Here is a 13226-nt window from a genome sequence, read left to right as displayed (position 1 = left end):
TGCTGCCCGATACGTTGCGGAAAGGGCTACCATATACGCAACTAACGGAATTAATATCATGTCCCTTCCCGCCTCTCCCGACACCACCGCCCCGCCGGAAGAAAAGGATCTGTTCGACCGCGACGCGTCCGACTGGGTCGTCTCGCCCGAAGCCGCGTTCGACGCGTGGCTGGCGATGCAGGACTATCGCCGCTCGTCGGCCGATGTCTATCGCGCACAATGGGGCGCGTTTCTCGCGTGGATGCGAGCGCATCAAAAGAACCTGGCGACGGTCGATACGCCGACCATCGCGAACTTCGTCGGCGAGTTGCCGATCAAGAAAACACAGCGGATGCGCTATCTTCGGCTGATCGAACGTGTGCTCGATCATGTCCGCCGCACCGAGTATGCGTCGACCAATCCGGCCCGTTTCATTGCTCAGGATGGCGAAGCGAACTGGCGCAAGGCGCGCGACAACGAACCGACCGGTTTCCTCACGCCGGCGGAACGCGCGGCGTTGCTCGCGTATCTGTTTTCGCCGATCGGCGTATCGGGTTCCGCGTACTGGAAGGAGCGTCGCGACCGCGCGCTCGTCGCCGTGTTTCTCGGCGCCGGCATTAAAACCGGCGAAGCGCGCGCACTTACGATTAGTTGCATCAATACAAGCGGCACGTCGCTGCGGATCGAGTCGACGCATCCGGATTACGCACGCGAAACCCATCTGGCCTCGTTCGCGATCGCATTGCTCGAAGCCTGGCTCACCGAACGCAAACGCCAGGAGATTCCGGGAGAACTCGTCTTCCCCGCATCGCACGCCGGACGGCCGATGCACAAGGCGACGATGCTGCGCGCGATCGACGCGATCGTCGAGTCGGCCGGGCTCACGTCGTCACGCACCGCACGTGCAAGCCCGCAAACATTGCGCAATACCTACGCGGCCGAATTGTTCGAGCACGACGTGCCGCCCGAGCGCGTCGGCAAATGGCTGGGCTTCATGCGGCCGATCTCGTCGAATCGCCTGCATCGCGCCTGGAAAAACTGGCGCGACGGGCTGGCCGACAGCAACGGTGACGCGTCCGACCGCAACGAAACTCACTGATCGGGAAATGGCTGCTCACGCGAAGCGATCCGTGAGTGGCCTTGCGTGGCGCAGCCTCACCGTTTCACGGCTCCTGAAAAACCTCACCTCAAGCTTCCCGGATTCTCTCACCTGTGCGGCGCCCCCGACCGCCGGGTCAGGTATGCGCAAAACGCGCGACGGCTTCGAAGCGGGACGGCCATGCGCCCGACGCGTGCTCGCACTCGGGGCACGTGACTTCAAAACCGTCGTCGCCATGTGACAGTTCGGGTTCGCCATCGCAATGGGGGCACTGGGCCGGCGCCGGAATCTCGTCATCCAGCGAGGCGCCGATCGCGGCATACGCGTCCGCATCCAGTTGTCCGGCGTCGGCCAGACGCCGCAGCAGCGCGGCGATTTCCGGATTCATTCCGCGGTTCGCGCGCAACGAACTCATGTCGCGCGTTGCGCGCTCCAATTCATCGCTCTGGGTGCGCAACTGTTCTTCGAGCCGGTCGGCGCGCGCCTTGGCCGAACTCAATTGCTGCAGGAAATCGAACTCCTTGCGCTGAACGTCGCGCAACCCGCTCTGGTAGGTCGACGCCATGCTGCGCAACGAGTCCAGTTCGACCAGCATCGGCTTGACGCGGCGTTCGGCTTCGGCCACCGCATCCTTGATTTGCTGCGCGTAATGCTCGGTGCGCTGCTGCAATTCGGCTTGCAGCGCGTCGATGCGGTCGCGCAGCGCGGCGTTCTGTGCCTGTTCGGCATCGATCCGGCCGGCAGCCGCGGCCAGTTCCTTTTCCAGTCGGGCGACTGTGGTGAGCAATGTGGCTTCGCTTGCCGAACCGTGGGTGGTCTGCGACGCGAGCTGAACCTCGAGTTCGGTCACCCGCGCCTGCAATTGCTCGTTTCTCGCTTCACCGCGCGCGAGCGCGCCCTCCAGCGTTTCCTGGCGGACGGTTGCGTCGCGTAACCGTTGCTCGGCGGCAGCCATGTCGGCGCGAACCTGTTCCCGATCCCCATCAAGGCTGTCGCGCGCGGCTTTCAATGCCTCTTCATAGAGTGCACCGAGCAACGCGCCGGCCTTTTCCTCGACGGCTTTCGGGATCGCCGCGCCGTCGAGCCTGATTTTGGAGGCGGAACGAATGCGTTCCCAGAAATGGTCGATGTCTTTCGGGATGTCGCTGGCGCTACCGGTCTGGGTGAGATCGCGGACGTTGGCGGCCGACGGCCGGATACCGAGATCGAAGAACAAGCGTTTGCACGCATGCAGCGACAATTCCTGGCGTCGTGCACCGCTTGCGCGCAGCGATTCCAGTTCGTCCCGAATGACTTGACGCATTTCGTCCAGGGTCATGGCAACACTCACAGACAATGAAGTGTGGCAATCATAACGAAATACGTATTTCCTGATACTTGTTTCGAGGGTCCGTTGTGAATTTACGTCGTTTCGCACAGAAATCGGCTCTGTGCGCCGATCCTGTTGAAGGTAGCCTGGAATTTCGTGAAACAAAGCGAAGAAAGCCAGCCAAGTCCTTGTACTACAAGCGATTTCCGGCGAGCCTCGATTTTGGGCATTTGTTTCACATGACGACGAATCCGGTTGCCTGTGGTTGTTCAGGGGTTCGGTGTCTGTGGAAAACTCGTCAGCCCGATGTCTTGAGAGTATTAGAAGTAAACACCCTTGAACCCTTAGTTAAAAACGTTAACGCCACGGCACAGCCTTATGGTGCAAGGCTTTCCGGCCGACAAGGTGAAGTTTTACGGGAGCCAAGGTGATCTTCTGCGGGAGCTTACGTGATGGGGTTCAGGGAGCTGCGTGAGCCGTTGCAGGAAGGGTCGTGAGCGGATTCGGGATCACAATAAAACACGAGCTTTCCCACAGGTGAGGGTTTTCGGGGCCGCACAGCCACGGAACCCGCGCAGTGCCTAGCTGCACAGTTTTCTGCCTGTGCAGACATAGGTGAGAATCTGCGGGACCTGCTTCGTGCCCCGATTCTGCCCATCTTTTGGGCATATTTGGCGAAAGGTGAGGTTTCACGGGACTCCACGGGAATTTGCTGTGAGGATTTCCGGGAGGCGACGGCCATTTTGCACAGCAAAAGTGCTCGGCGGGGCCTGTGATGCCCCAAAGGTGAGGCTTTTCGGGAGGGAAATCCGGGTTTTCCTGTCCCGATCCCTCTAAGGTGAGCTTTTTCGGGGCATGGATCACAGGCCGTGACCTCGCTCACAGGTGAGACTTTTCGGGATATATATTTGCCTAAAAAATGGTCAAAGGTGAGGCTTTTCGGGACCTGCGACCGGTCGAATTCGCCGAAAAGCCCGCCAGGACTGGAAGAAATCTCATTTTTGCTGTGCCACCTTTTGGCACAGGTGAGATTTTTCGGGGGCCGACATACGGTTGTCGTATGAAGGATTTGGCTCGAAAGGTGAGGCTTTTCGGGGGATCCCCGCGATGCGCAGCCAAATGCCTTCTGTGCATAAGTATCGGAAGAGATTGGGATTTTTGATACCGCGGCGGTTACGGTGAGGTTTTTCGGGAGCCGTTTCCGTGCCCGCTGCTGTGCCGCATTTTTTCGGCAAGGTGAGCGTTTTCGGGAGTTGTTGGCAGCCAGTCCCCCGTCGTGTCGGGCCTTCGTCGGCATCCGGACGAATCAACATGCTGTGCCTGAGGTGAGCATTTTCGGGAACGGACGCGATTCGGGCGCTGTACAATGCGCGCCCGGGCTGGCCAAGCACCCGCTGATCGGGCCGCGCGCGCCGGTTTCGACGGCGGTTTTCCACGTGTCGAAGCCGAACCGCTCATCGGGCGAGCCGTGCCTGTACATGCATACAGGCCGATGGACGATGCTCGCGGAGGGACGGTGAGGTGCAATCGCGAGCCTGTGTCGAACTCACGGCTGCGAAGTCGCAAAATTACGACAAATCGAAAGGTGAGCCGATACGGGAGCCAATTTCGCACGTGTCGTGCACAGGTGAAATTCTGTGACTCGGCGCATGCCGCGGCACGTCTGGAAGAGTCCCGAACGCCGCACCGGCGGACCGGTGAGCGTTTTCGGGAAGCGGTTCGGGTGAGTGCCGTTTCACCGGCGCGCTTCACCGGCTATGGTGAGCATGTCGTTCTGGACGCACATCACCGCAGGCGCTATCCTTCCGGAAACTTCTCCTCCGACCCGACGTATGGCCACGACGAAGCGCGCCAAGAAAACCGATGTGGATGTGGTGAGTGCCAGTTCAGCCGAATTGCGAAAGGCCGTCGAGGCGATCGCCATTCAGCCGAAGAGCGGCAAGATCACGCTCCTCACTCGCAAGCTGTTCAATGTCCTGCTGGCCGTCGCGCAGCAGGCCGACGACTCGGGCGACACGTACCGCGCGCTGCTGTCGGACATCGTCGCCAACTCCGCTTTCGATTCGAACGACACCGCGTTGGTGAAGGAACACCTGCGCCGCATGGTGTCGGTGCAGGTCGAATGGAGCACGGGGACGTCGAGCCAGAAACCGGGCCGCAAGTGGGGGATCTCCACGCTGATCGCCGATGCGGAAATTCTCGAGGATCCGAACACCCGCCGCGTGTGGGTCGAATTCTCGTTCGCACCGAAGATCAAGAAGAAACTGCTCGACCCGGTCCAGTATGCGCGCCTGAGCCTGCAGTTCCAGAGCCAGCTGCGCAGCAGCGCCGGTCTCGCGCTGTACGAGATCTGCGTGCGCTACCTGACGAATCCGAGCCACCTGACGATGCGCGAGCCGTGGGAATGGTGGCGGCCGATCCTGTCGGGCACGCCCGACACGGAAGCCGGCGACGAAGCGAAGCGCGAGTACAAGTACTTCAAGCGCGACTACCTGCGGCCCGCGATCGCGGAAGTCAACGCGGTCACCAACATCTTCGTCGAGCTGATCGAGCATCGCGAAGGACGTCGGGTTGCCGAGATCCAGTTCCGCGTGACCGAGCGCAAGCAACCGATGCTCGCGCTCGACGAACACCCGAACGTGTTCGACAGCACGCTGGTCGACCGGATGGTGAAGCTCGGGATCCCGCTGAAGGAAGCGCAGACGCTCTATGCGGACAGCGAGGAAAACCGGATTCGCGCCGCACTGCAGATGACCGAGCAGCGGATGCGCAGCACGACGCTGCCGCCGGTGCGCAGCGCGCCGGCACTGTTCAAGGATGCGCTGAAGAAGGGGTATGCGCCGCCGGTCGAGTCGGTCGACGCGCTGCCGGCCGGCATGCCGTCCGCGAAGGTCGCGGCTGCGCAGCCGGACGATTTGAAGGCCCGCTTGCTGAGCGAGTTCTCGGCGTTCCGCCGCAAGGAAGCGAAGGTGCTGTACGAAGAGCAGGGCGACGCGGAGCGCGAAGTGGCGCGCGAGTCGTTCGAATCGGAGGCATTGCCGACGATGGGCTCGCATCTGCGCGACGACTGGCGCAAGCGCGGCCTCGATTCCAAGCTGGCCGAGACGGCCTTTTTCGACTGGCTGGCCCAGAAGACCTGGGGCGAGCCGACGGACGGCGATCTGCTCTCGTTCACGCTGAACCAGTCGCGGGCCGCTTGAGGCCCGCTCAGGCCCGCTGACGGGCCGCCGCCGGTCCCCGGCCCTGGTCGGGCGGGACCGGCGTCCTCACCAGGCCCTGCCGGCCGCTTCCATCACTCCGACAACAGCATCCGCTCGAGCTGCTCGAGGATCGCGTCACGCTTGTCCTTCGGGAGGCCGCGCAGGCGCAGTTCGATGCGGTCTTCGCCATACGACTTCAGGTCGCCGACCGACTTGCCGCCGAGCTTGATCTCGAGACGCTGCGCATAGCGCTGACGGCCCGCGGCCTTCGGCGTCTCCTGTGCCGCCACGCGGCCCTTGACGATGTCCGATACCTGGCGCGTGCTGAGATCGTCCGACACGATCTTGTTGATCAGCCGCAGCGTCGCCTCGGTGCCGCGCGCATTGTGATAGCGGCCGACCTGATACGCCATGTTCGACCCGAAGCGATCTGGGCGCGCGACCATTTCCTGCATGATCGCTTCCGGCAACTTGCCGATCGACAGCGCGACGGCCACCGTCGACTCGTCGAGACCGAGATGCTCGGAGAGTTCTTTCTGGCTCTGGAAATGCTTGTCGTCGAGGAAGCGGCGCCACACGACGGCGTTGTCGAACACCGTCTGCGAATCGCGCTGAACGTTGAGATCGTAACCGAGCTTGTAGCTCTGGATGCCGATCGGCACGTCGATCACGATTGCCTTGACCGACTCCTTGTTCGCTTCCTTCAGGGCCCGCACGCGACGGCCACCGTCGCTGACGAAATACGTGCCCGGGTTGTCGTAATCCGGAATCACGTGGATCGCCTGCTGCTGCCCCTGCTTCGCGAGGTTGACCGCGAGTTCGGCAATCGACGATTTCAGATAGAAGTGCCGCGGGTTGAACGGGCTGTGCTTGATCGCCTTCAGCGGCAGCTCGATCACCTGCCCCGGCGCATAGCGATTCTCGAGACGCCACGCGCGATATTGCTGCGATTCGTCGATCGACGGATCGATCGTGAATTCCGGAGCAGGCGGCGGTGCGATGTCTTTCTTCGCGGATTTGGTCGGCGCCGGCGCCGGCGTCTCGGACTTGACGATGCCGTCGATCGCATTGAGCCGATCAAGCGCCGTGCGCTTCTCGCTCGTCGTGATATCCGGGCGCGCTTGGAATCCTTTGGCAAATTGGGAAGGTTTCATGTGACTCCTTTATGCGCATAAAGTCAGGGCAGCATGGCGACGATTTCGTCGGCACATGCGCGGATTTCGGCGGCGGCCAGCTTGCCGCCGCGATCGTTCATCTGCAGTACGGTCTGACCGAGCGCCATGGCCTGCTTGTACGCTTCCCGAGTCGGAATCTGCGTCTTCAGCAGCGGGAAGCCGAGTTCCTCGAGTGCACGCTTGAGCTCGCGGGTCAGCATGCGCTTCTCTTCGGTCTTGTTCAGCAGGAAGACCGCGCGGAGGTCTTCGTTCATCACCTGCGCCTGCTGAATCAGTTTGACCAGCCCGACGCTCGACCAGTAATCGGCCGGCGACGACGATGTCGGGATCACGGCAATCGATGCGGCCAGCAGGACGACGCCGGAGACTTTCTCGGTGATCGATGGCGGGCAGTCCACGACGATGATGTCGTAGTCGTTGATGAATTTCTTGATCTCGCGATGGATCTGGCCGTCGGCTTCGGCGAGGTTGACGACCGGAAACGGGATGCCGTTGTCGCTGTCGCCGGATGCGCTCGACCAGTGAACCAGCGTGTTTTGACGGTCTGCGTCGATGACGAGGACGCGCTTCCCTTTTTCATGGAACGCGGCGCCAAGATGCATGGCAATCGTGCTTTTGCCGACGCCACCTTTTTGTTGAGTGACTGCAATGATTTCCGCGGCCAATTTTCACTCCTGTTTGGGTCGTTGGAATTCTACAGGACGATATTTGAATTTCAATGAAATTGTTATTCGCCAACTACGCATTGGCCATTCGGACTATCGGTTTATGCGCATAAACGCGGTGGCGGAGATAGGGGCGCGTTTGGGCGGTGTGTTGGAGATGCGGGGCGCTGATCCGGCGGATGGGTCGCTTCACGGTTGGGTCCGCACGTCTACAGCGTCGGAGGGCTGTTCGTCGTAGAGATGTCTCGGTGCGCTGCCCTTTCGCTGGACGAACTGCGGCGCCGGCGAGCCGGGAGTTTGTGCGCATAAAGTCTGCCGAGGCCGACGCGGGCAACTCCCTCGCTTGAGCACCCGGCACTCGCGAGGCGAGTGACTTGCGAGCCCGAGTCGAATGCGTGTCCACGGCTGCATCGTCGAGCGGAAAGACGCGCATCGAGGCGGCGCCTGTCGGGCCGCCGCGTTTATGCGCATAAACCGGACGCGATGATCGCCCGTAATGAAGGACCGCAGGCAGCAACCTCGCCTGCGTCAGGCGCGTGATGATGTCGTGGCGGGACAGCCTATCGATCGATACGGCGATCGCCCGGTGTACCGTCTCGCCTCGACATGCGTCCACACCCTGAGTCGCGCAGTATCTCGCTGGACGATCACGGGCCTTATGCGCATAGACCACCTGCCTTGCCTCGCCACCATGCATCCCTTTCCACGGCAGCCCTCACGAAGCATGGATTGGGCTACCGGCGGTTTCTGGTCCCGCGAAGCAGGCCGCCCAACTTTATGCGCATAAACACGACCGCCCTTAGAGGTATCTCCCCGGCCACCAGGCCCGCCTCTCTCCCGATCACGGCGCATCGCTAAACCGAACCGTCTCAGCGACCTCTCGAAAAGAAGGCCATCCAGATCCGGTCGAACCACCCCACCGAGCCCTCGATGCAGACTGGCTACAATACAAGGCTCCGCCATCCACGCTTGAATGATGATCACGATCTACCACAACCCCCGATGCTCGAAATCCCGCGAAACGCTGGCGTTGGTCGAGTCGCTGAATACCACCGACGCACCGCTGAACGTCGTCGAGTACCTGAAGACGCCGCCGACGGTCGAAGAACTGGAAACGCTGCACCGGCAGCTCGGCCGTCCGGTTCGCGACATGCTGCGCGACGGCGAGGAGCCGTACAAGACGTTGAACCTGGCCCGCGCGGATTTGACCGACGCCGAAGCCTACGCGGCGATCGCCGCTCATCCCATTCTGCTGCAACGCCCCATCGTCGTGTATCGAGGCAAGGCGGCCATCGGTCGCCCCCCTGAGTCGGTGAAGGCATTGTTCGAATAATTCTTGCCCGGCGTATTTTTCTTATTGCATCAGCGTTGGCCCAGCCCAGCCCGGCACACGCAACGGCATCCCGGGCCGACGCAATCGCCGGGCAGCCTGCTCGCCGCCACCGGAACGTTACGTCGACACCGCGACGCCTAGCCTCCACCGCGCGGCGACCCATCATCATCGTCCGGGCCACGCCCCGCCGCCGCTTTCGCGGCCGTCCGCAACAGCGCGATCTGTCCGCGATACGCGCGACATCCGCTGCACGCCGGCAAATGCACGCGCACCTGCAGGCGCTCGTGCAGCGTCAGATGCCGGTCGAGCGCATCCGACAGCAGTCGTGTCACGTCAGTACATTTCCCCGGCAGCATCTTCGGTCGTCAGTCCTTTTTCGCTCAGGCAGGTTCGCAGGCGCGTGCGCGCCCGGTACAGCAGCACGCTGCAGTGATTCGTCGTCAGCGTCAACTCGCTGCAGATGTCCGCAATCTCGACGTCGAGGAATTCGCGCATCATGAATACGCGTCCGATCTGCTCCGGCAGATGGTCGAGGCAGACCTGGAACAGCATCCAGAACTGCTGTTGCTGCAACAGCGTTTCGGGCTTCGGCCACGGTCGCGGTTTCGCATGCGCGGTCCAGTGTCCGTTGTCCTTGAACAGTTCGCGATCGAGTACGGATTCGCCGTCGAGCTCCGCATCGAGCGCGGTCAGGCTCACCATCCGCTGTCGTGCGCGCAGCACGTCGATCAGCTTGTTGCGCAGGATGCCGAATACCCAGGTCTTGTGGGCCGACAGCCCCGCGAAATCGCCGGCGTGCGACCAAGCGGCGGCCAGCGCTTCTTGCACGGCGTCTTCGGCCGCGTCGGCATCGCGGAGCTGGAGTCGCGCAAAGCGCAGCAGGTCGCGCCGCAGTTGCGTGAGATAGGCGGGGTCGTCGTGTGCGGACGGCATGTCTGGATGGCAGTGTCTCGAAGCGATCGCGCGTGCGTCACGGAGCGGGCGCGTCGCGGTGCGAGCAGCTTACTGGGCGCGGTGCCGGCCTGCAATGCAATGTTCCGTCACGAATTCGCGAAACCGGCCGGTGCGCTGCGCTATCCTTGCCGAACCGCCGTCTCGCGCGTCGACGCCGCCGCGCGGCGGGCAATCTGTAACGTCGGAACATAACGGTCGAGTTATCCACAATTTCTGTGGAAAACCTTGTGGAAAGTCGGCCGGACGGCCCCGTGGGACGGCTCGCGGGCTGGCTTGCCTATAAACAGACCTTTGTCGCCCATTCGGAAGCAATCGATCCGATTCCTCACTCACTGGAAGGAGAATGCCATGTCCTATCGTATTGCGGTCGTCGTCGGCAGCCTGCGTCGCGCTTCGACGAACCGCGCGCTCGCGCACGCCGTGACCTCGCTCGCCCCCGCCGATTTTTCGTTCGAGTTCGTCGAGATCGGCGAGCTGCCGCTGTACAGCCAGGACTACGACGCGGATTTCCCCGACGTCGCCAAACGCTTCAAGCAGTCGATCGAAGCCGCCGACGCGCTGCTGTTCGTCACGCCCGAGTACAACCGGTCGATTCCGGGCGTGCTGAAGAATGCGCTCGACTGGGGTTCGCGCCCATGGGGTTCCAACTCGTGGTCGGGCAAGCCGGGCGCGGTGCTCGGCACGTCGCCGGGCGCAGTGGGTACCGCGCTCGCGCAGCAGCACCTGCGCAACGTGCTCGCGTACCTCGACGTGAAGACGCTCGGTCAGCCCGAGATGTTCATCAAGCACGATCCGGCGCGCATCGACGACCAGGGGCAGATCGTCAGCGAGGACACTCGCAAGTTCCTGCAGGGCTTCGTCGATCGCTATGCGGGCTGGGTTCGCCTGCTGAAATCGGCCTGACGTCCGTCGGCTCGATCGCCGCGCCCGTTCACGCCGTCGCGCCGGTGCCGGCCCGCACGCAGCGGGTCACGCGCCGGTGTGGCGTGCGTCGCGCGCTTCGCGGATGCCCAGCAGGATCTCGTCGAGCAGCGCGATGTCGAACGGTTTCGACAGCACGCGGACGTTGACGGTGCGCGTCCGGTCGAGCTCCTCCGCGTAACCCGTGACGAGAATCACGGGCAGCTTCCCGGGTCGCTTTTCGACCGCTTCCGCGAGGTCGATGCCGTTCAGACGGCCCGGCATGTGGATGTCGGAAATCACGAGATCGAACGCGTCGTTCGCCGCGGCGCCTTCGATCAGGCGCAGCGCGTCGTCGGCGGTGGGCGCATAGGTCACGCGATGACCGAGCAGCGACAGCAGCGCTTCCGTGCCGGCCGCGACTTCGCCGTTGTCCTCGACGAGCAGCACGTGCAAGCCCGCGAGCGCGCCGCCACCCGCATCGTGCGCGCCGGCCGCGGGCCGCGCGACGACATCCTCGGCGCGCGCGCGCGGCAGGTACAGGCGCACCGACGTACCCGCGCCGACCGCGCTGTCGATCGTCGCGAGGCCGCCCGAGCGTTCGCAGAACGCGAATACCTGCGGCAGGCCGAGCCCCGTCCCCATCCCCTGCGCCTTCGTCGTGAACAGCGGTTCGAATGCGCGGGCGAGCACGTCGGGCGCCATGCCCGAACCCGTGTCGTCGAGCGAGATCTGCACGAAATCGCCGGTCAGCGGAAAGCCGTCCTCGCGGCGCAGCGTGACGTTGCGCGCGCCGACCGTGAAGCGTCCGCCGGTCGTCATCGCATCGCGCGCGTTGACCGCGAGGTTGATCACCGCGAGCTCGAGCTCCGCGACATCGACGCGGATCGGCCAGACGCCCGGCTCGATCGCGACGACCAGCGACGACTTCGATCCGAGCGACGTCTTCAGCAGTTCGCGGCACGTGCCGACCCATTGCCCGACGTCGATCGTCTCGTTGTGCAGCGGCTGCTTGCGCGCGACGCCGAGCAGTTGGCGCGTGAGCGACTGCCCGTTCTTCAGCGCGCGTTCGATCGCGCCGAGCTCCTTGTCGAGATGCTGCACGCCGCGCCGCCGCGCGATCTGCACGTTGCTCGAGATGATCATCAGCAGATTGTTGAAGTCGTGCGCGACGCTGCCGACGAGATTGCCGAGCGCCTGCATCTTGCGCGACTGCCGGTACGCCGATTCGATCGAGCGCCGCATCGACGCTTCGGCCTGCCAGCGGTCCCACGCTTGCTCTTCCGCCTTCAGCCGCTTGAGCGATAGCCAGATCACCGACCACAGTGCGACCGACGGCGCGAACATCGAGATGAACAGCACGCTCAGGTGTTCGTACCATTCATGCCAGATCGCCGACGTGCGGTACGCGCAGCTCACGTAGACGGGATAGCTGCCGACCTGGCGATACGCGACGATCTCGCTGGCGCCGTCGTGGCGCACGCGCACGACGCCCGCGCGCGGATCGTTGCGCGCATCGCCGAACGTGACCGAGCGATCGGTGTGCGCAAGCGACGGCGGCGGCGGATACGACGCGATCACCGCGCCGTCGGAGCGCGCGAGCGCCATCGTCATCGGCGTGTTCGCGCCGCCGAGCAGGTCGCGGTAGAACGCGTTGAAATACGACGACTTCAGCGCGATCGACACCATGCCGGCGAACGAACCGTCGCTATGGCGTCGCGCGACGCCCGTGTTGAACACGGGAATGTTCTCGAGCTTGAGCGGCCCCATCATCAGCCGCGAGATGTGTTCGATGACCTTGCCGTCGCGGATGCCGGCGAAGTCGTCGCGGTTCACGATCGACGCATACGGCGCCGGATAGTAGAGGCTGTTGGCGAGCAGCATCCCGCTCGCGCCGAAGATCGACACGGCCGCCACCTGCGGATAGCCGCCGCCGATCGTGTTCAGGGCTTCGTGGATGTCGGACTCCCTGCTGCGCACGGTCGCGTCGTCCATGTCCTGCACGAGGTCGACGATGCGCGCATCGAGCGTTTCGCTCAGGTCGAACACCTTGAGCGCGTGCTCCTCGGCGACGCGCACCGTGCGCATCGTCACGTCGCTCGCGGCGGCCTCGCGCGCCTTCAGGTCGTTGTACGCCATCACCACCACGTAGATGCACGGCAGCACGATGGCCGCGACGAGCAGCACGATCAGCGTCACGCGGCGCACCGCGAAATCGTGCTCGGGTGCGCCGGACGCGTAGCTGCCGTCGTCCTGCCAGTCGTCGGCGGGAGGGTGGGCGGGGGCTTGGGGGGCGTCAGGCCGTTCGGACGTCATCGAGGAATACGGGTGAAGCAGAGGTGCCTGCCATCATAAACGAGTTGCGGCGGCCCGCCGTGCGGCGCCGTACGCACGCGATTCCGTCGAATCCGGCCGACGGAAACCGTCAGATTGAAAACGCGACGAATCCGGCAGCGCAAACGTACACAAGGAAAAATTTTGCGTACTTATCTCGAAAATGGTCGCGCCTGTTTTCGGAATGGCGCGCAATCGGATCGATTCTGTTCGAAATGGTGAAAATGGCGAGTTGCATCGCCTCCGGTTTACTCCGAGAATCGCGCCTTGCTTTCCCT

At 63.3% G+C, this 13226-nt stretch carries 10 protein-coding genes; 4 read left to right on the top strand and 6 right to left on the bottom strand.

What is annotated here, in order from left to right; all coding sequences use genetic code 11:
* Positions 1–58: 58 nt before the first annotated feature.
* Positions 59–1078, top strand: coding sequence for a tyrosine-type recombinase/integrase (locus CFB46_RS19200; RefSeq protein ID WP_089500859.1), 1020 nt, complete (start codon positions 59–61; stop codon positions 1076–1078).
* Positions 1079–1214: 136 nt separating this feature from the next.
* On the opposite strand, the gene CFB46_RS19195 is transcribed toward CFB46_RS19200, so the two are convergent.
* Positions 1215–2396 carry a DNA-binding protein gene (locus CFB46_RS19195; RefSeq protein WP_089500858.1) on the bottom strand — a complete coding sequence of 394 codons (1182 nt, stop codon included), beginning with the start codon at positions 2394–2396 and terminating at the stop codon, positions 1215–1217.
* Positions 2397–4219: 1823 nt separating this feature from the next.
* On the opposite strand from CFB46_RS19195, the gene CFB46_RS19185 reads away from it, so the two are divergent.
* The gene (locus CFB46_RS19185; RefSeq protein WP_027781803.1) at positions 4220–5587 is read left to right on the top strand and encodes a replication initiation protein; all 1368 of its coding nucleotides are present in this window, start codon (positions 4220–4222) and stop codon (positions 5585–5587) included.
* Positions 5588–5679: 92 nt separating this feature from the next.
* Here the strand turns inward: CFB46_RS19185 and CFB46_RS19180 are convergent, their stop codons facing one another.
* Together CFB46_RS19180 and parA are read right to left on the bottom strand one after the other, a co-directional pair.
* Positions 5680–6741: a ParB/RepB/Spo0J family partition protein gene (locus CFB46_RS19180; RefSeq protein WP_027781802.1), complete on the bottom strand. Its 1062-nt coding sequence runs from the start codon at positions 6739–6741 to the stop codon at positions 5680–5682.
* Between the two features lie 23 nt (positions 6742–6764).
* A complete protein-coding gene (parA, locus tag CFB46_RS19175) occupies positions 6765–7427 on the bottom strand; it encodes a ParA family partition ATPase (RefSeq protein WP_006480195.1) in 663 nt (220 codons plus the stop codon).
* Positions 7428–8403: 976 nt separating this feature from the next.
* Here parA and arsC point away from each other — a divergent pair.
* Complete coding sequence (gene arsC / locus CFB46_RS19170) at positions 8404–8760, top strand: arsenate reductase (glutaredoxin) (RefSeq protein ID WP_089502255.1); 357 nt, start codon at positions 8404–8406, stop codon at positions 8758–8760.
* Between the two features lie 137 nt (positions 8761–8897).
* Here arsC and CFB46_RS19165 read toward each other — a convergent pair whose 3' ends face one another.
* Both CFB46_RS19165 and CFB46_RS19160 read right to left on the bottom strand, forming a co-directional pair.
* Entirely contained in the window at positions 8898–9116 is a 219-nt protein-coding gene (locus tag CFB46_RS19165) for a zf-HC2 domain-containing protein (protein ID WP_027781800.1), read from the bottom strand.
* Entirely contained in the window at positions 9094–9693 is a 600-nt protein-coding gene (locus tag CFB46_RS19160; RefSeq protein ID WP_027781799.1) for an RNA polymerase factor sigma-70, read from the bottom strand. Before CFB46_RS19160 ends, CFB46_RS19165 begins: the two co-directional genes overlap by 23 nt.
* A gap of 369 nt (positions 9694–10062) precedes the next feature.
* On the opposite strand from CFB46_RS19160, the gene CFB46_RS19155 reads away from it, so the two are divergent.
* The gene (locus tag CFB46_RS19155) at positions 10063–10617 is read left to right on the top strand and encodes an NADPH-dependent FMN reductase (RefSeq protein WP_089500855.1); all 555 of its coding nucleotides are present in this window, start codon (positions 10063–10065) and stop codon (positions 10615–10617) included.
* Positions 10618–10683: 66 nt separating this feature from the next.
* Here the strand turns inward: CFB46_RS19155 and CFB46_RS19150 are convergent, their stop codons facing one another.
* Positions 10684–12930, bottom strand: a complete 2247-nt coding sequence (locus CFB46_RS19150) for a hybrid sensor histidine kinase/response regulator (RefSeq protein WP_089500854.1) — start codon at positions 12928–12930, stop codon at positions 10684–10686.
* Positions 12931–13226: the final 296 nt, after the last annotated feature.

This window comes from Burkholderia sp. HI2761 (assembly GCF_002223355.1).
GTDB lineage: Bacteria > Pseudomonadota > Gammaproteobacteria > Burkholderiales > Burkholderiaceae > Burkholderia.
This window is presented reverse-complemented; position numbering and strand designations above follow the sequence as displayed.